Raw genomic sequence first — 17,954 nt, 5'->3', positions numbered from 1 at the left:
CGAATGTCTGTGAAAAAGAGGTTAACAGGATTGGTTGTTTTGCTTGCAATGATTGTGGTTGTGACAACTCAAGGCTCTCTCGGCGTATTTGCCAAATCCAATGTTGTAACTAAGCCTTCGGAGACAGTGAAACCGATTGAGGTCAAGTTGAACGATGATTACTTTAATCCGAAAGCCATCACGATTCCGAATGGAAAAACGACAACGTTGATATTGAAAAACGAAGGTAAGAAAGAACACACCTTCACAGTGGATAAGCTAGGAATTGACGCTGAAGTCCAGCCGGGAAAAGAAAAATCCATTACCATAACACCGAAAAATTCAGGTACATACGAACTGATCTGTCGTTACCATTTTCAGGAAGGTATGGTTGGAAAAGTAATTGTCAACTAACAAGCAGGGCCAATCAGGCCTTGCTTTTTGACCTATCGGGGTCTTATAGTGTCAAAAATGATGTCCTGCGTACAAAGGAAAAAGCCCCTTTTAAAGAATGCTAATTTGGATATTCAAAAAAAGGCCCCGATAAAGGGCCTTTTTCTGCTCCAGTATGAATCCAAGAAAGAGATATATCCGTTATTAAGTCGAATTATATTTTAATTTACATTCGTATCAGGTTTTTTCTTCCTATTTCGAAAGAATGCGATAAGCAGTAAGATGCTAGGAATGATAATTTGAAAAGGCAAACTAAAAAGATATGGAAAAAAGTCAAAACCTTCCTTGACAAATTCAGCATACGTCGATGCTGTGGTTATGGATGCAAATAAAACAATTATTCCAATTGGAAACGACAATTTTTCCTTTTTTTTAAACTGAAATAGATCTGCTGTACCCTCAACTGCTGCATAAAAATACAATGATATTTTAAAGAAACCGCTAATGATCAGATAGAGCAAAAAAAGAACATCAAGCCGCTCAATAAAATTTGCCAGTTGAATTCTTGAAACGGTTGTTAACAATGGAAAGTTTGAGCGGGTATACAGTTCTGGCCCAATGGTTGAAATCGTAATAATCACGGTAATGGTAATATTAATCCCGCTTAAAATCATCCCGCCAATACAAACAAATTTTATTTTCTTTCGTTCCTTCACAAATGGGTATATCATCGTGAAAACAACTATTTCTCCAAAAGGGAATGTAAGTGTGCCAGGGAGAAACTCTTTAAATATTGGTTTCCATCCATTTTCAAGGATAGGCTTTAGAAATTCAAAATGGATTAACCCGGAAAAAATAATTAACAGAAATCCAAATATGGCCATTAAATAAATAATGCCAAAATAAATCTGTCCCACTCTTGCGATTACTTCTAAGCCTTTATGTATGCCATAGATGATGGTCAGAATCATCAATGAATTAATGATAAGTAACGGCGTACTTGTATAAACAGTCGTTACCAAGAGTTCCCCAAAATCTCGTAATACGACTGAAGCAGTATAAATAAAATAGCTGATAAAGAATAAGCCGATAATCCGGCCTGGCCATTTTCCGGCAATTTTTTGTATAGAGCTGGTTAGAATTAATTCTGGATAAAAAAGAAACAAACGATAGTGTATAAAGAAAACGATCAAACCGCCTGCTAACCCTAATAAAATGGCAATCCATGCATCCTGTTTTGCATTTGCTCCTAGACCAAAGAGGATTGAACTACCCATTTCAAATAAAAATACTAGAACGAAAAGCTGGGATGCGCTTATTTTAATCCTATCCATATACTACATTTCCCCTTTGCTAAGGGTAATTTTATTAAGTATTCCAGAACGGATTCACGCGTAATCCATCAGGCCGTACATAGGAACCAACATTGACATTAACTTGAAGCTCAGGTAATCAATTGTTCTAATCAAATACGATGGGTAAGTTTGGTGGATCACTTATCTCTATTTGTAGGTGATTTTTTGGTTTACCTGGATCTTGCATTTGCTGCCTCACTTAGAAATTATCTCAATTAATTAGCCAATGTTAGGTAGGATGTCCTAAAAGTTCCAAATTATCCAAAACCCCTAGTTGTCTTAATAGTTTAATGGCAGCTTAGTTCAATAACAAATTATGATAATTGGCTCTTGTTACATTGTGCAGTATATTATAAGGTTAAAATGACTTCAACGTGATCAATTTTAAATTTGCTTTGTTGATGTAGTCCAATTCAATAAGAGTGTTACATATGAAAGACTTAAAATCAGAATTACATATTTTAGAAGGGGAATGTTATGAAAAAAATAGTAGCCAGTTCTTTAATCGCATCAGCAATTTTTACGAGTGGTATTTTACCAAATGTCTTAGACGCTAAGGTTTTAGGAGCATCTTCAGTTGAAGCATCCACAACGAAGACCTATAAAACAATAGAAAATTTGAATTTACGCAAAGGGCCAGGAACAAAATATTCTCGTGTTCTAGTCATGCCAAAAGGAAAAACCGTTACTTATATTTCAAAAAGTGGCAGTTGGTATAAAGTCAAATATAAGAGTTACATAGGGTACGCAAGTTCAACATATCTTAAAAAAGTTAGCACACAGGCAGTCAAAACGGTAAAGGTAAACGTACCATATGTTAGTCAATTAACACCAACCTATGCCCCATTTGGATGTGAGGGTGCTAGTTTATTAATGGCTTTAAAATATAAAGGGTATACCAGTCAAAGTTTAAAAACATTGCTTGATAAGATGCCAAAAACCAAGAATAATCCGTATCTTGGATATGCAGGCACGCCATACAAAAATGTAAATGGTGTATTCCAATCCATTTTCCCAAAACCTTTAGCAAGTTTTGGAAAAAAATATAGTAGTAAAGTTGTCAATGCAACAGGGTACTCTACTACTCAATTAAAACAAGAACTAGATAAAGGAAATCCGGCAGTTGTATACGTTACATTAAATTTTGCCAAACCAACATGGGTGAAGTGGGATATGGGAAGTGCAGGGAAGGTAAATATGGTTGACAATATGCACGTCGTAACATTGATTGGTTACAATAAAAGTACAGGCAGTTACTATGTTGCAGATCCAAACAGTAAAAGGACAAACAATAAATATTGGGTAAGTAAAAGTGTCTTTGAAAGATCCTATAATGCTTTAAAATATGCAGTTGTAGTACGATAATGAATTTAAAAGAGTAGTAACACATGTAAATTCACAATAGGCTTCCAATAACACTCGTGCTCTTCATGGCGACAGGGGTACAATTATGTACCCCTCCTTTAATGGGGAGGGGAAAGGAAATTAAAATCCAAATGGTCCAGGTGGACAGCAAGGATTAACGGGGGCACCGCACATCGTATGTGTTTCACAGCATTCATTTACACATGATTCTGTGTGTGGAAAATAGTGTTGATGATTTACATGAAGCTTGTTGACAGTAGTGGTATGAGAAGGATGAATATGTTGTACGACTTTATTAAATAAATTTGTTTTCACATATTGTTGTCCAGGTGAAACAAGTGGCGGATCATACTGTGCAGGAAACGCTTGAGGCGGACAGTATATTGGTTGACATGGTGGTGGCGGACAGAATGGAGCTGGCATTTGTTGTACAGGAGCAACCAGATTTGGCATTGCATTTGGTATTGCATTTGATGGAAACCCACCAAATCCCATATTTCTTTTCATAGGTATTTTACCTCCAGGTGAATTTGTCATGTTACCTCAATAGTCTATGTGAACTTTTGTTTGTGCGGACTAGTTCTGATACCTATTTATGGAAAAAAGTGATGCACACTAAGAACATAATGTGAAATAAAAAGGGTGCTTGAGTTGAACAAAAGGGTCGCTGTTGCGGTTCTTTTTCTTGTTAGCTTTACTTAAGAACTGGCTGCTAATTACGGCAGCCTTTTTTTATTGAGCAGGTAGCAGTTTAAGTGTAATGATTCACAATCTGGAGTATTTACTGTTAGGTACTACAATTTTCCTCCACACAAATGGACCCCCTCCATTTGGAAGAGGATGGCATTTTAATAAAATTACTTCGCAGGCATGATTAAGCTTAATTTATAATTTTTTCCAGAAAGGGTAAACTACTAAAAATTTAAAATCATTCATAGAACAGAACTTTTACCGCTCCATTACATTAAAAGAGGGGGATTTGGTTGATCCAAAAGGTGATTCATTCTACACACATTCGTTGTGATGTTTGGGTTTTTAGTGGGAATTGGAAATATAAAATATAAGGATTACAGCATGCTATTCCCTGTTTTTGAGCGTGGATATCACGATTTCTTTTCCGGAATCATGTATTCATGCGCTAGTATTAATCTATACCTATGTTACATTTTTGTAGAATATCGTTGAATTAACGTTATTTGACTTTTTGTTTATTTATAAAGGGAATAGTTAGGGGGGTCGTAAATGTACAATCCGGAAATTGAAGCGATGAGTCGCACGGAATTGGAAGCATTACAATTTTTACGCCTTAAACAAACGATAAGTAAGGTTTATGAAAATGTGGCGCATTATAAGGAAAAATTTGATGAATTGGGAATCACACCTGAAGATATCCGCTCTTTGGACGATGTAAAAAAGCTACCTTTTACAAAGAAAAAAGACTTGCGGGACCACTACCCATTTGGATTGTTTGCCGTTTCGATGGACGAAGTAAACCGAATCCATGGATCATCTGGAACGAGCGGCAAACCAACGGTTGTCGGGTATACAAAAAATGATATAAAAAATTGGGCATCAGTAGTTGCTCGCTCCATCGTTACAGCTGGGGGTAGAAAATCAGATGTTTTTCATAATGCTTATGGATATGGTCTTTTTACAGGCGGGCTTGGACTTCATTATGGGGCGGAAGAACTGGGGGCCGCCACAGTTCCTATTTCAGGGGGAAATACGGAGAGACAAATCACAATTATTAATGATTTTAAACCAAGAGGAATTTGTGGAACCCCATCCTATATTTTAAATATTGTGGAGCAAATGGAACGGATGGGAATGAATCCGCGTGAGACAAGTCTTGAATATGGAATCTTTGGTTCCGAACCGTGGACACAGGAAATGCGGGCTACACTTGAGAGAAAACTGGACATTAAAGCGATTGATATTTACGGCTTAAGTGAGGTAATGGGCCCTGGGGTGGCCATTGAGTGTTATGAAGCTCAAGATGGTTTGCATATTGCTGAAGATCATTTTTTTGTGGAGGTTCTTAACCCTGAAACATTAGAACCGGTCGAAGATGGCCAAGATGGAGAGCTTGTGTTTACCAGCTTAACAAAAGAAGCAATGCCCATTATTCGTTACCGCACAGGGGACATTACTTCCATCACCCGTGAAAAATGTAAATGCGGCAGAACTCATACGCGTATGTCCCGGTTAAAAGGGCGGACAGATGACATGCTGATTATTCGCGGTGTAAATGTTTTCCCTTCAGAGATTGAGCGTGTTCTTTTACAAATTGAGGGGCTTGTTCCAAATTATCAAATTCATTTGATGAAAAAAGGGAGTTTAGATAGTTTAGAATTACACGTTGAAATTGAAAAAGAGCTTTTTGAGGAAGTGGGAGAAGATTTAGGACATGCGACTATTCAAAAATTAAAAAAGAATATTCAGCATCAGATGAAATCCAGCTGTTTAGTGACAATGGATACGATTATCAAAAAACCAGGAAGCCTGCCTCGTACTGATGGAAAAGCGAAAAGAGTTTTAGATAAAAGAAATCTTGCTCAAGAGGTTTTATAAAGTTTTTACTAAGGTTAAATGAAAGCGAATTCACCTAAGCTTGACTAGTCCATTATATGACAGCAAGCTTAGGTGAAAGCGTGCCATGATTTAAAAGCACTATGGCACGCTAAATAATTTCTGCTTATGGTTAATATATTGAGATAGAGAAATATGTTATTTATTTCGTAAACTGGCGCAATTCTTGTACCCAGGCTTAGAGCCCGAACTTTTTTTTCTTACGAACAAGCGTAGCTAAGTCAATTTGCAACTTTTCGGCACAGCGCTTCATCGGACGACAAGTAGATAAATAGGATGCGAGCAGGGTTTTTTCATACTCATTGACCATTTCTTTTAAGGATAGATGTGAATCTCTTCCATCTCCCATATTCTGTGAGACAGGAGTTGGCTGGGTCGTTTTGTGCTGATAAATAGTCGGAGGTAGCAAGGCTTCGTGGATGAGGTCGTCATCGGATAAGATGACAAGCCGCTCCACTACATTTCTTAGCTCACGAACGTTTCCGGGCCATGGATAGGCAAGAAGTTGATCAATGACATGAGGGGGGAATGCTTTGTCCCTTCCATGTTTTTTGTTAAACATCTGAAGAAAATGCACAAGCAAGACAAAAATATCCTCCTGCCTCTCCCGGAGTGGCGGGACGTGTATGGGCAACACGTTAATTCGGAAGAAAAGATCTTCACGGAATTTTCTCGCTTGAATCAGCTCTACCAGGTTTGCGTTCGTGGCCACAATAATCCGGACATCGATGGGGATCGATTTCGTTCCGCCTACTCTTTGAATCTTCATATCTTGTAAAACCCCCAGCAATTTCACCTGCAATGAGAGAGGCATCTCGCCGATTTCATCCAAAAATAACGTACCCTTATCGGCCACCTCGAAAAGTCCCGCTTTCCCCTGCCGTGCCGCGCCTGTGAAGGCACCCGGCTCATAACCAAATAATTCGGACTCGAGAAGATTCTCCGGGATGGCGCCGCAGTTGACTTTTACAAAGGGGCCTTTGTCATGGCGGTCATTGATGAAGTGAATATAGTTGGCGAGCACATCTTTTCCCACCCCAGATTCTCCCAAAATCAGAACAGGTGTATCGATAGCAGAAACTTTTTGGGCAAGGGAAACGATCTTTTCCATTGCCTTGCTGCGGTAGATGATCTGCTTGCCATCCATGCTCGGCAATTGCATTTCCTGAAGGGTTTTCCGATAGCTCTCGGTCAAGCTATTCGTTTGGTCAAGCTGTCTTTTTAAGCGATTCAGCTCCGTTAAATCTCTTATATTACTAATCACAAACAACAAATTTCCCTCATCATCCAGGACAGGAGTGGAGGTAACCAAGGCTTCAATCCCAGTAGAATATTGGTTCAGCTTCGTAATCGTCTTCTTTTGAATGATGGCTTCCCTCGATACCGCCAGCTTGACGAATCCTCTTTCCATTACTTCATCGACGGTTAAGGTATCCAATAAATGGGGGGAAAGTCCTGATATCTGTAAATAGGCTTTATTGTACCAGATGATTTTTCCAGAAGGATCCATGATGGTGACGCCATCAAAGGCACTATCAATTAAATGCGATAGTAATAATTGTGATTGGTAAAGCTTTTCGGTGATCTGAGTATTTTTCATACTGGTCATGGAAATCCACCTTTATTTTTACTTGTTTGAATATATTTTATATTTTGAAAACTATGTAGGCAAGTATGCGCAAAAAATATGCATTTTGGCATATGCGAAAATGCATATTTTTTTTGAAAGCGCTTGATTTTGCAAGTCATATACGTTTGGCATGATAGTTGCATAGTAGATTCATAAATGGAAAGGAGTTTTGCATATGTGGGAAATAAGCCATAACGATAGTTTGAAAGGTCAAGTGGCCATCATTACGGGAGCTGCACGGGGAATCGGTGCTGCATGTGCAAGAGCCCTGGCTCGAAGCGGATGCCATATTGTTATTATTGATCTTATATCCAGTGAAGAAACGGTACAAGCCATCCAAGCGGAAAATCCGGAAAGTAGGGTTCTCTCGATGCAGGTTGATATACGCAAGAAAGAGGATGTTCAAAAGGCGGTTACCGAAACAGTTGAACGCCTAGGCAGAGTCGATATCCTCGTCAATAATGCCGGTACTGCCTCTAGGCTTGGATTGGAGGAAATGACGGTGGAGGACTGGCAGCGCGATCTCGATACGAACCTCCTCGGGACCTTCCTGTTTACTCAAGCGGTGATTTATCCACATATGAAGAATCAAGGCTACGGCAAAATCATCAACATCAGTTCCATTTCAGGCATTATTGGGGGGGTTTCGTCTAGCCTTCCAGGCAGCAATGGGGGAAGATCCGGTCCGGCTTATGCCGCTTCTAAAGGAGGCATCATCGCCCTGACGAAATGGGTGGCCAAGGAAGTAGGGGAGCTGGGCATATATTGTAACAGCATTGCCCCAGGGTCTGTCGTTACGGAACTGACCAAAGGGCTGGAGTATCCATTGGACGGGCAGCCGATTAAGCGGATGGGCGATCCGGCTGACATTGCCGAGGCCGTTGTCTATTTGGCTTCACCCGCTTCCAATTATGTGACCGGCCAAGTCATGAAAGTATGCGGAGGGCTGGCCATTGGATAACGTCGCAGGAAAATTCATCATGATTACTGGTGCTGCCAGAGGCATCGGGTTAGGCCTGGCGCGTACCGCCGCCGAAAAAGGAGCCAACCTAATCCTGGTCGATCGCGATGAAGCGGCTTTGGAAACGGCAAAGCGGGCATGTCAGGAGAAGACCGATGATGTGAAAAGTGTGGTCATGGATATTACCAATGTTCAAGAAATGAGGAATTCGGTCGACCAAGTCATGATGGACACGGAGCGGATCGATGTTCTGATTAATAATGCAGGGATTATGCAGACGAAGCATTTTTTTGAAATAGAGGAAAAGGATTGGAACCGTGTGCTCTCCGTCAACTTAAAAGGGCTGTTCTTTCTTTCCCAAGCAGTCGGGAAGCATATGATCACAAGGCGCCAGGGGTCCATCATCCATGTTTCCTCCATCGCCTCCCGCTTTCCCCGGCCGCTGGCGATGCATTATGGGGCTTCGAAAGCAGCGGTTCTTAGTTTAACGAAGTCGATGGCGGAATTTTTCGGAGAATATGGGGTGCGGGTAAATGCTGTCTGTCCCGGCCCAATGGAAACGGAAATGCTGCAAGCGATTGGCCGTGACCGGGCAAGCCTTTTTGGCGGTTCCGCGGAAAAAGCCATCCTTGACTATGTGGGTCCGATTCCCCTTAAACGAGTAGGGCAGCCGCGGGATGTCGCTGAAGCCGCTTTATTCCTAGCTTCTGATCAAGCTGCCTACATTACCGGCCAAGCACTCAATGTATGCGGCGGCGTGCAAATGGTGTAAGGGGGAGGTTAACATGTCGGAGAAAAGGCAGTCGGTCTATAACCGCGATCAAGGCGTGATTTGGGGAACTCTGGCCAAAGGGCAGGATTTAATGCAAGGACTGCTTGAGGATTGCGAGTACCATGGGGTTGATACCGGCATGGTCAACTGTATCGGATCTCTTGAGCAGGCGCATTACGTTTACGGCACCAAAGACCATGATGGACAGCCCGCCTACAGCGATCCCGTGACCATCCAAGGTGTGATGGAAATCCTCCAGGGCACGGGATTCATCTGCCGCAATCAAGAAGGAAAACTGGACCTGCATTTTCATGGACTCGTGATTGATCAAGACGGCCAGATTCGGGGAGGGCATTTTCTCAAAGGAAAGAACATCATCTTGGTTACGTTGGAATATTCAATCCTTGTTGGACAGGGAATTGATGCTGTACGGGCATTTCGCCCAGAACTGGGCTTTCAAACCATTCAATATCGAGGGAAGTGATGAAGCTATGGAAACAATCGCAAGCCTTGCCAGAAAGACCTGTCTTAGCCGTGCTAATAGCCAGGCGCTAACGGATGGAAGAACTACTTTTTTATACAAGGAAATGGGGGAGCGGGCCGCAAGTTTGGCGCAAGCCTTGCTGGACCGTGGCTTGCAAAAGGGTGAGAGGGTTGCGATTCTGATGTCAAACCGCCTTGAGCATATTGAATTGGACGTAGCCATCGCTTGGGCCGGGCTGATAAAGGTTCCGCTCAATTACCGTTTGCATCCGAAAGAGCATGAATACATACTTGAGCATTCGGGGACGAGCCTGTTGATCGCTGAACCTGATTTATTGCAGGGGATTGAGACAAAGATTCCCCTTGTAACGACAGAGGAATACGAGGAATGGATTGGTCCATATCCCAGTACCATTCCGAATATAGAGGTGGGAGAAGACGATACCTACGCCATCATGTATACATCGGGAACAACCGGAAGGCCCAAAGGGGTGATGCTCACGCATCGCAATTTCATTTCCGGTGCACTTTCTTTGATTATGGGCTGTGGGATTACGCAACAGGATGTGATTGGGCATGTCGCCCCACTTACACACGGAAGCAACTTCTTGGCTCAATGCGCACTTTTATTGGGATGCAAGCAGGTGGTATTCAATAAGTTTGAACCGAAGGATTTTCTTGAGACCATTGAAAGGGAGAAAATCAGCACTGTTTTTCTCGTTCCAACGATGGTGAATCTGATGATTCATGAAGAAAGCTTCCATTCCCGCGATCTTTCTTCGCTCAGGACGATTAATATGGCTGGTGCTCCGATGGCAGCCGAGAAAATCAAGGATGCTTTGGAGTTGCTCGGTCCGAAAATTGTCGAAACGTATGGACAGGTGGAGGCTCCGATGACGATCACCATGATGCCGCGGGACGAGTTGGGAAATAAGCCTGATTCGTGCGGGGCGATCGGTCCTTTTGTCGATGTGAAGATTATGGATGATCAAGGAATCGTATTGCCCGCTGGAGAGATAGGCGAGATTATTTGCCGGGGGTCACTTGTGATGAAGGGTTACTGGAATCAGCCCGAGGCCACGGCCGAAACGTTACAGGATGGCTGGCTCCATACCGGAGACCTTGGATGGCTGGACCCGCAGGGATATCTGCATATTGTCGACCGTAAGAAGGATGTGATCATCAGCGGAGGTGCGAATGTGTATCCGCGCGAGGTGGAAGAAGTGCTCAATCTCCATCATGCAGTCAAGGAAACCTGTGTTTTTGGCATTCCGGATGAGAAATGGGGAGAATCGGTGTATGCCCATGTTGTCCTAAAAGAGGGCGAAAACGTAACAGAACAGGAGCTGATTGAGTTGTGCAAGAATCACCTTGGCGGATTTAAAAAGCCAAAAGGGATTCTGATTGTGGATCAGCTGCCGAAAAGCTCTTACGGAAAAATTATGCGCAAGGAAATTCGTGCAGAGTATTGGAGGGTGATTCAGTGAGAAAGGTTTCCGTAACAGGTATCGGCATGACGAAATTCGGTAAGCATGACCGCAGCGTCAAATCGCTTGCGGTGGAAGCATGCCGAGATGCATTAAGAGACGCCGGTCAACCGAAAATTGATGCTATCTTTGTGGGCAATTTCATGGGAGGTAGCTTAGCCGGACAAGAAATTCTCGGGTCGATGTTGGCAAGTGAGCTTGGATTGGGGGCGATTCCCGCAGCCAAAATGGAGGGAGCTTGTGCTTCCGGAGGGATTGCTTTTCGCCAGGCCTACCAGCTGATCGCTGGAGGAATCTATGACCGGGTCTTGGTGGTAGGGGTTGAAAAGATGACTCATGCAGGAACAGAGTCTGTGACACATGCCATAAACGCGGCGATGGACAATGACTCTAATGAAGGGCCGGCCGGATTGACTTTTCCTGGATTTTTCGGCATTGTCGCCAATCGCTACTTATATGAGACGGGTGCACGTAAAGAGCATTTGGCCATGATCGCGCTGAAAAACCGCGAATATGCCAGGAATAACCCAAGGGCCCAGTTCCAAAAGGCGACGTCTATCGAGGAGATCATGGAAGCCCGGATGATCTGTGACCCGCTTGGATTATTTGATTGTTCCCCGATCACAGACGGAGCTGCAGCAATAGTTCTTTCAGCTGCTGAGCAGGGGGTCCAAATTCTAGCCTCGGGGCAGGCCTCGGGTCCGCCGCTGATGCAGGAGATTCCCGAGCTGCTGACGATTTCCGCAACGGTTGAAGCAGCACGTCAAGCCTATTCCCAAGCGGGGGTGGGTCCTCAGGATATCGATGTTCTTGAGCTTCATGATTGTTTCTCCATGACCGAGCTTCTCGCCATTGAAGATCTAGGCTTCTTCGAGAAGGGTTCAGGCTGGCAGGCCGTCGAACAAGGGCTGACGCAGCATGGCGGACAGATTCCGGTCAATACGAGCGGTGGACTTCTATCCCGCGGTCATCCGATTGGAGCGACAGGTGTTGCGCAAATCATTCAGGTGGTCTCCCAGCTCAGAGGAAATGCACCCAACCAAGTGCCAGGGGCCAGGATTGGAATGGCACAAAATTTGGGCGGGACTGGAGCTTATTCCGTGGTCCATCTTTTTGCCGGAAAGGGGGTATAGCCCATGGAAATCAACGTAGCCGTCTGCAAGGAATGCGGACATCAAGCCATTCCGCCAAAGTACGGATGCCCAAAATGCTCCTCCGCTCATCTTGTTGAAAAAAAGCATTCAGGCGAAGGCTGCATTTATTCCTACACTACCATTCGTGTGGCAGCAGGAAAGTATGCATCACAGTTGCCCTATATCGTGGCTCTCGTCGAATTGGACGGAGGATTAAGGGTCACTGCCCGCTTGGAGGGGGACCAAGCCTCGATTAGCCAGCGAGTGAAGCTTAATCGGATAGAGGAATCGATTTATTGGTTTGGGTAAAAAGTATGGTTTATTATAGCAGTATTGTATTTTTCTGACTAATATGATAATTTTTATAATTGGAAATTAAATCTCTTCTTCCTAATTTGTAAACGATCTGGAGGCACCATACGTATGAAAACTGCCACATTTGTGATCGCCCGCTTAATGCCCCTTTGGATCGTAGCTTTTGCTGCATGGGCTGTATTTTCGCCGGAGCTCTTCTCTCCGTTGAGTGGATATACGAGCCTTGCCCTAAGCTTCGTCCTGCTGATTATGGGGTTGACGTTGGATCTCGAGCGCTTAATCGTCCTGATCCAAAAACCAAAAGTACCTCTGGTAGGTTCTGCTGGAAAATGGGTGATTGCAACAGTTGTATCGGTCATTGTTGGGTATTTATTTTTTTCATCCACTCAGTTTTTTGCAGGAGTGGTGATGGCCGGGATTGTTCCGAGCGGCACTTCGGCGAATCTAAACACGTTGATTGCCAAAGGAGATCTTGCTTTAAGTGTGACTATGTCTGCGGTGGACACCTTAATCGGGCCATTGCTCACGCCCGCTTTAGCCAAGTTTTTTATTGGCTCGAGTGTCCATTTCGATTATTTTTCCTTTGTTTGGAAGATGACAAAGATTGTTTTTTTACCGTTAATAGTCGGAATATTTATACAATATAAATTTCCAAAGCTTCAGCAGCATGTGAAGCCGGCAGCGCCGATCTTTTCATCCGTTGCCTTATATATCGTGGTTCTCGGTATTGCTTCTCAGGCAAGTATTCCGCTTCTGGCGCATCCAGCTATTTTACCTTCGTTATTTTTATGTGTATCCTTGCAAATCATTCTTCAGATGATGCTCGGCTACTTTTTTGCTAAAGTTCTTCGTTATGACGAAGCGGTATGTCGTTCCATTGTGTTTGAAGTAGGGATTTGTAATTCTGCTTTGGCGACTGTACTCGCGAATGATGCGTTTGGTCCTTTGGCAGGACTGGCAGCGATGGCGAACATGGTTTGCAATTTGACGTTGGGAAGCCTGCTAGCCGCAGTCCTTGCCTCGATTCCTTTCCGGACAAGTCTTCAGAAGGTGACGTATCATAAAATTTAAAAAATGGAGAGTGAGATAAAAATGAAGAAGATTCCAAAAGCCCGCTGGTACCGTATCGGATTGTTACTATTTTTAATTTATTTGACGGCTTTCGTGGACCGTTCCAATATTGGAATGGCCGCCCCATTAATGGTTAAATCCCTTGGACTATCCACCGCCAGTGTCGGCGTGTTACTTTCCGGTTTCTTTTGGGGATACGTCATTACCCAAATACCAGGAGGGTGGGTTGCCGGTAAGTTCAGTGCTAAATCGCTGATTGTCTTTGCCTTAATTATTTGGGGAGTAGCCGCGGTCCTCACGGGTGTCGTTCATAGCTTTGCTGCTCTGATGGCCGTCCGCTTTATCATGGGATTGGCTGAAGGGGTTGTATGGCCAGCGTTTTCAATTTATTTCGTCAACTGGTATCCGGATGAAGAAAGGGCCAGGGCCATCAACTTTTCAGAAATGTCGCTTCCGATCTCTTCGATCATCATGTCTCCTTTAGCGGGCTGGATGATTCATACCTGGAATTATGAAATGATGTTTATTTTACAAGGGATTCCTCCATTGATTTTAGCGGTTGTTTTCTACTTCTTGGCCCCGGACTCTCCGGCCAAGGACCGCAGGCTCTCTAAGGAAGAGCGAGATTATCTGCTAGAGAATAAGTCAACCGCAGTGAAAGAGAAGGGTTCACTTTTAGAAGTGATTAGTAATCCGAAAATTTGGGTGTTTTCGATTATTTATTTCCTTTGGATCACGGGACTGTATAGCTTCGGTCTATGGATGCCGAGTCTGATGAAACAGTTAAGCAGCATGGGAATTCAGGCGATTGGCTTTCTTTCGGCGATTCCATTTATCCTTGCCGCCATCGCCATGTACGTCAATGCAAGTTGGTCTGATCGCCATGGCGGGAACCGAAGCTTATTTGTAGCCATTCCTTTACTTATCGGAGGACTAGCTCTGATTATTGAACATTTTATTGGGTTTAGTCTTGTTGCCAACCTTATTGTGCTATGCGTCGCCGGTATCGGCATTTACGCCGCCATGGGACCATGGTGGGCATGGGCGATGTCCTTTGTACCGCGTGATCAAGCAGGGACGGCTAATGGTCTGATCAATCTGTGCGGGAATTTCGGGGGAATCGTGGGCCCGATTGTTGTCGGTGCGGTCGCTCATGATGGGAATTTGATCAATGGTTTTTATATCTTAGGTTTTGCGATGGTCGTGGGTGCGCTCCTTGCCGCCTTTGTTGCAGGGCGCTTTAGAGTAAACCATTCAACAGAACAGGAAACAAGCGGGAAACCAGTTCAGGTGTAAGGAATAAAGAGAAGATATTATAAAAAGCGTGCCTTGTCTTTGGGCACGCTATTTTTATTGAAGGTGACTAGTTTAACACACCGCCTTTAAACCTCAGTCTACTTAATCGAGCTTGTCCCCATTGTGGAGGAGTAGCAATTGATGAAGACTATTATATGATTGTGTTGATCTTCTTTTTAAAGAGTTTGCGGAGTTTTTTTAATTTACATTTGTATCAGGTTTTTTCTTCCTATTTCGAAAGAATGCGATTAGCAGTAAGATGCTTGGAATGATTATTTCAAAAGGCCAATTTAAACTGATTATAATAAATTCTAGTCCTTTAATAAACTCAGCAAATGACGATGCAATGGTTAGAGATGAAAACAAAACAATCAATCCAATTGGAAACATTAGCTTTTCCATTTTTTTATACTGAAATAGATCCGCTGTAGCTGTTACTGCAGCATAAAAATACAGTGATATTTTAAAAAAACCTCCAATGATTAGGTAGAGCAAAAAAAGAACATCGAGCCGCTCGATAAAATTTGCAAGTTGAATTCTTGAAACGGTAGTTAGCAATGGAAAGTTTGAGCGGGTATATAATTCTGGACCAATGGTTGAAATCGTAATAATCACAGTAATGGTAATATTAATCCCACTTAAAATCATCCCGCCAATACAAACAAATTTTATCTTCTTCGGTTCATTCACAAGCGGGAATATCATCGTGAAAACCAGCATTTCTCCAAAAGGAAATGGAAATGTTTCATGGAGAACCGTTTTTAATACTGGTTTCCAGCCATTTTCAAGAATAGGTTTAAGAAATTCAAAATGGATTAACCCGGAAAAAATAATTAACAAGAATCCTATTATGGCCATAAAATATACAATGCCAAAATAAAGCTGCCCCACTCTTGCGATTACTTCTAAACCTTTATGAATGCCATAGATTATGGTCAGAACCATCAATGTATTGATGATGAATAATGGCGTATTTGTATAAACAGTCGTTACCAATAGTTCCCCAAAATCTCGTAATATTCTTGCGTCAAGATAGATAAAATAGATGATATAGAAAAAGGCTATAATCCGGCCTGGCCATTTTCCGACAATTTTCTGTATATAGCTGGTTAGAATTAATTCTGGATAAAAAAGAAACAGACGATAGAAAACAAAGAAGGCGACCAAGCCACCACCTAACCCTAATAATACGGCAATCCATGCATCCTGTTTTGCATTTGCTCCTAGACCAAAGAGGATTGAACTACCCATTTCAAATAAAAATACGAGTACGAAAAGCTGGGATGCGCTTATTTTAATCTTATTCATTTACTATGTTCCCCTTTGCTAAGGGTGATTTTGTTAAGGAATCCTCCAACGGATTCACGCGTATTCCTACAAGCGATACATAGGAACCAACACATTTACTTGAAGCTCAGGAAATTAATTGTTCCAATTGAAGATGTTGGGTACGTTTGGTGGATAACTTCCCGGATGCCAAACACATTACCTTTTTCCTCTGTGCTGCTCTCTTCAAATAATTAGCCTAGTATTAGGTAGGTTGTCCAAAAAAATCCAAATTATCCAAAACTCCCAGTGCAACGATTGGCGATTAAAATCCATCTGCCTTATTTGGCGGTTTTTCTTATTGAAGTAACGTGGTAGTGGAAGAAGGAATCCCTTTTTATACCTCCTGTTATATCTAAAATTTTCAAACCCTCTTTCAAGAACTACAATATAATGTAATAAAATGGTATTAAATGTTTGTTGGTGTAAATAGCGTAACAATGGGGAATGGTATGTTTTTCTTTAATAAAGAAGAAATTTCCATTGGATATTCAATGGAAAAATTATTAAAGGTAAGAGGAATTTAAGAAAGTAAGGGCATTAAATATACCTACAAGGTTATAAACCGTTCGAGTCAATGGTTGGACATGGTACAACAATAGGAAACTTTGGAAGTGCTGGAATGAACAGTAAATATGAAACTCAATATATCGTTTCTGTTAAGAAAAAAGACTGAGAGAACGCAAAATATTGGGTTAATACTGTTTTACACCCATAGGAGAATGTATCTTGTTAACCTAAAGGGGCGGGATAGTTGAAGAAGATCTTTCAACGAAAAGGACATTCCTTGTAGTATAGAAATGTCCTTTTTTACTGTTTTGTTAGAATTTAAAGTTTAGAACCATCTTATTGGTTTCACCTGTAAACCTATAGTTATAAGACCCTTTCAAGCCTTCTAAGTCACCGGTAGCTTTGATGATTGTTGCTGGAGAATCTAGATTTCCCTTATCAAATATTCCTTGCTCTACAGCAGTAAATGTGCCCTGTTTTCCCTTGTAAGTTCCTTCAAAATGGAGAAATCCTGAAATTTTAGAAGTGGCTAAGTGACCATCATCTATAGTAGAGTCTATATAAAATAATAAATATTCAACAAAAGCTTTTCCTGTTAATTCACCCTCAATATCATATTCGACATGGGCAATATTTATAGGAAATTCTTTTCTAGTGTCCTCTATTGGCTTTTCATTCCATTTGCTTACTGTAAATGTTACCTCCATGGTAAATCTCCCTTCATTATTAAATAGTAATTCACCTCCAGTATAATATCCAAAAAGTACCATTATCAATAATAGAATAGGATTACTTTTTATTAAATTTTCTTTACTGACTTTGTGAAATAATACACTTAAACTAATGGGTGCTTCGTATTATAAGGTTAACCAGTTTTTACTGGTTGACCTTTTTTAATAGAATTTATTATATCAGTAGCCAGAGTAGGACGTACGGGTGCGTGGGACAAAGATCCCGTCAACTAAACTATCTGCTCCCTACTTGGAGAATCATGTTTGAGGCTGGTTGGGACAAAGATCTCGTATAACAAGCAAAGCTATGATACTGCATGGAGGAAAAGGGGTTACTGGAAAATAAATGGAGAGGAGAGGTAAAAAATGAATCCAGTAGTTGGTCTGGATGTTTCAAAAGGGAAAGTCAGATTCAAGCATTTTTAGTATAGCATTTATCTTTATAGAATTTTAATGAAAAATATTGATATCCTATTAGCTGGTTTAGTTGAAGAAGAATGAGGAACCTGGACAAATGAGGGTTCCCCTAATTACTTATAAAAATTCCATTTAAATTTA

General features: G+C 42.0%; 16 protein-coding genes. 11 read left to right on the top strand and 5 right to left on the bottom strand.

Going from position 1 to position 17,954, the window contains the following annotated elements:
• The first annotated feature begins 3 nt into the window (after positions 1–3).
• Complete coding sequence (locus ACFQZ9_RS03025) at positions 4–393, top strand: cupredoxin domain-containing protein (protein ID WP_498942263.1); 390 nt, start codon at positions 4–6, stop codon at positions 391–393.
• A gap of 200 nt (positions 394–593) precedes the next feature.
• Here the strand turns inward: ACFQZ9_RS03025 and ACFQZ9_RS03020 are convergent, their stop codons facing one another.
• Entirely contained in the window at positions 594–1,706 is a 1,113-nt protein-coding gene (locus ACFQZ9_RS03020; RefSeq protein WP_498942262.1) for a GerAB/ArcD/ProY family transporter, read from the bottom strand.
• A 498-nt stretch (positions 1,707–2,204) separates the two neighbouring features.
• Between ACFQZ9_RS03020 and ACFQZ9_RS03015 the strand changes: the two genes are divergently transcribed.
• Positions 2,205–3,092 carry a C39 family peptidase gene (locus tag ACFQZ9_RS03015; RefSeq protein WP_498942261.1) on the top strand — a complete coding sequence of 296 codons (888 nt, stop codon included), beginning with the start codon at positions 2,205–2,207 and terminating at the stop codon, positions 3,090–3,092.
• 120 nt (positions 3,093–3,212) lie between these two features.
• On the opposite strand, the gene ACFQZ9_RS03010 is transcribed toward ACFQZ9_RS03015, so the two are convergent.
• Complete coding sequence (locus tag ACFQZ9_RS03010; RefSeq protein WP_498942260.1) at positions 3,213–3,599, bottom strand: CotD family spore coat protein; 387 nt, start codon at positions 3,597–3,599, stop codon at positions 3,213–3,215.
• A gap of 735 nt (positions 3,600–4,334) precedes the next feature.
• Between ACFQZ9_RS03010 and paaK the strand changes: the two genes are divergently transcribed.
• Positions 4,335–5,663, top strand: coding sequence for a phenylacetate--CoA ligase family protein (gene paaK / locus ACFQZ9_RS03005; RefSeq protein WP_498942259.1), 1,329 nt, complete (start codon positions 4,335–4,337; stop codon positions 5,661–5,663).
• Between the two features lie 196 nt (positions 5,664–5,859).
• Here the strand turns inward: paaK and ACFQZ9_RS03000 are convergent, their stop codons facing one another.
• Positions 5,860–7,290 carry a sigma-54 interaction domain-containing protein gene (locus tag ACFQZ9_RS03000; RefSeq protein WP_498942258.1) on the bottom strand — a complete coding sequence of 477 codons (1,431 nt, stop codon included), beginning with the start codon at positions 7,288–7,290 and terminating at the stop codon, positions 5,860–5,862.
• A gap of 223 nt (positions 7,291–7,513) precedes the next feature.
• Here ACFQZ9_RS03000 and ACFQZ9_RS02995 point away from each other — a divergent pair, with 223 nt between their 5' ends.
• The 8 genes from ACFQZ9_RS02995 (at position 7,514) to ACFQZ9_RS02960 (ending at position 14,829) form a co-directional block, all read left to right on the top strand.
• A complete protein-coding gene (locus ACFQZ9_RS02995) occupies positions 7,514–8,272 on the top strand; it encodes an SDR family NAD(P)-dependent oxidoreductase (protein ID WP_498942257.1) in 759 nt (252 codons plus the stop codon).
• Positions 8,265–9,044 (top strand): SDR family NAD(P)-dependent oxidoreductase, encoded by a 780-nt coding sequence (locus ACFQZ9_RS02990; RefSeq protein WP_498942256.1) that lies wholly within the window; start codon positions 8,265–8,267, stop codon positions 9,042–9,044. The genes ACFQZ9_RS02995 and ACFQZ9_RS02990 overlap by 8 nt, the downstream gene beginning before the upstream one ends.
• 13 nt (positions 9,045–9,057) lie before the next feature.
• On the top strand, positions 9,058–9,528 hold the full coding sequence (locus ACFQZ9_RS02985; protein WP_498942255.1) for a PPC domain-containing DNA-binding protein: 471 nt from the start codon (positions 9,058–9,060) through the stop codon (positions 9,526–9,528).
• Entirely contained in the window at positions 9,467–11,014 is a 1,548-nt protein-coding gene (locus ACFQZ9_RS02980; protein ID WP_498942254.1) for a class I adenylate-forming enzyme family protein, read from the top strand. Before ACFQZ9_RS02985 ends, ACFQZ9_RS02980 begins: the two co-directional genes overlap by 62 nt.
• Positions 11,011–12,147 (top strand): thiolase family protein, encoded by a 1,137-nt coding sequence (locus tag ACFQZ9_RS02975; RefSeq protein WP_498942253.1) that lies wholly within the window; start codon positions 11,011–11,013, stop codon positions 12,145–12,147. Before ACFQZ9_RS02980 ends, ACFQZ9_RS02975 begins: the two co-directional genes overlap by 4 nt.
• Positions 12,148–12,150: 3 nt before the next feature.
• Positions 12,151–12,456 (top strand): Zn-ribbon domain-containing OB-fold protein, encoded by a 306-nt coding sequence (locus tag ACFQZ9_RS02970; RefSeq protein WP_498942252.1) that lies wholly within the window; start codon positions 12,151–12,153, stop codon positions 12,454–12,456.
• 114 nt (positions 12,457–12,570) lie between these two features.
• Entirely contained in the window at positions 12,571–13,533 is a 963-nt protein-coding gene (locus tag ACFQZ9_RS02965; protein WP_498942251.1) for a bile acid:sodium symporter family protein, read from the top strand.
• Between the two features lie 3 nt (positions 13,534–13,536).
• Entirely contained in the window at positions 13,537–14,829 is a 1,293-nt protein-coding gene (locus ACFQZ9_RS02960; RefSeq protein WP_498942250.1) for an MFS transporter, read from the top strand.
• Between the two features lie 198 nt (positions 14,830–15,027).
• Here the strand turns inward: ACFQZ9_RS02960 and ACFQZ9_RS02955 are convergent, their stop codons facing one another.
• Positions 15,028–16,137, bottom strand: coding sequence for a GerAB/ArcD/ProY family transporter (locus ACFQZ9_RS02955; protein ID WP_498942249.1), 1,110 nt, complete (start codon positions 16,135–16,137; stop codon positions 15,028–15,030).
• Between the two features lie 839 nt (positions 16,138–16,976).
• Positions 16,977–17,372, bottom strand: coding sequence for a DUF3224 domain-containing protein (locus ACFQZ9_RS02950; RefSeq protein ID WP_498942248.1), 396 nt, complete (start codon positions 17,370–17,372; stop codon positions 16,977–16,979).
• Positions 17,373–17,954: the final 582 nt, after the last annotated feature.

Source organism: Neobacillus sp. GCM10027624, assembly GCF_042675345.1.
Classification (GTDB): domain Bacteria; phylum Bacillota; class Bacilli; order Bacillales; family Cytobacillaceae; genus Neobacillus; species Neobacillus cucumis_D.
Note: the sequence above shows the minus strand (reverse complement) of the source record. Positions and strands in the feature narration are given on the sequence as shown.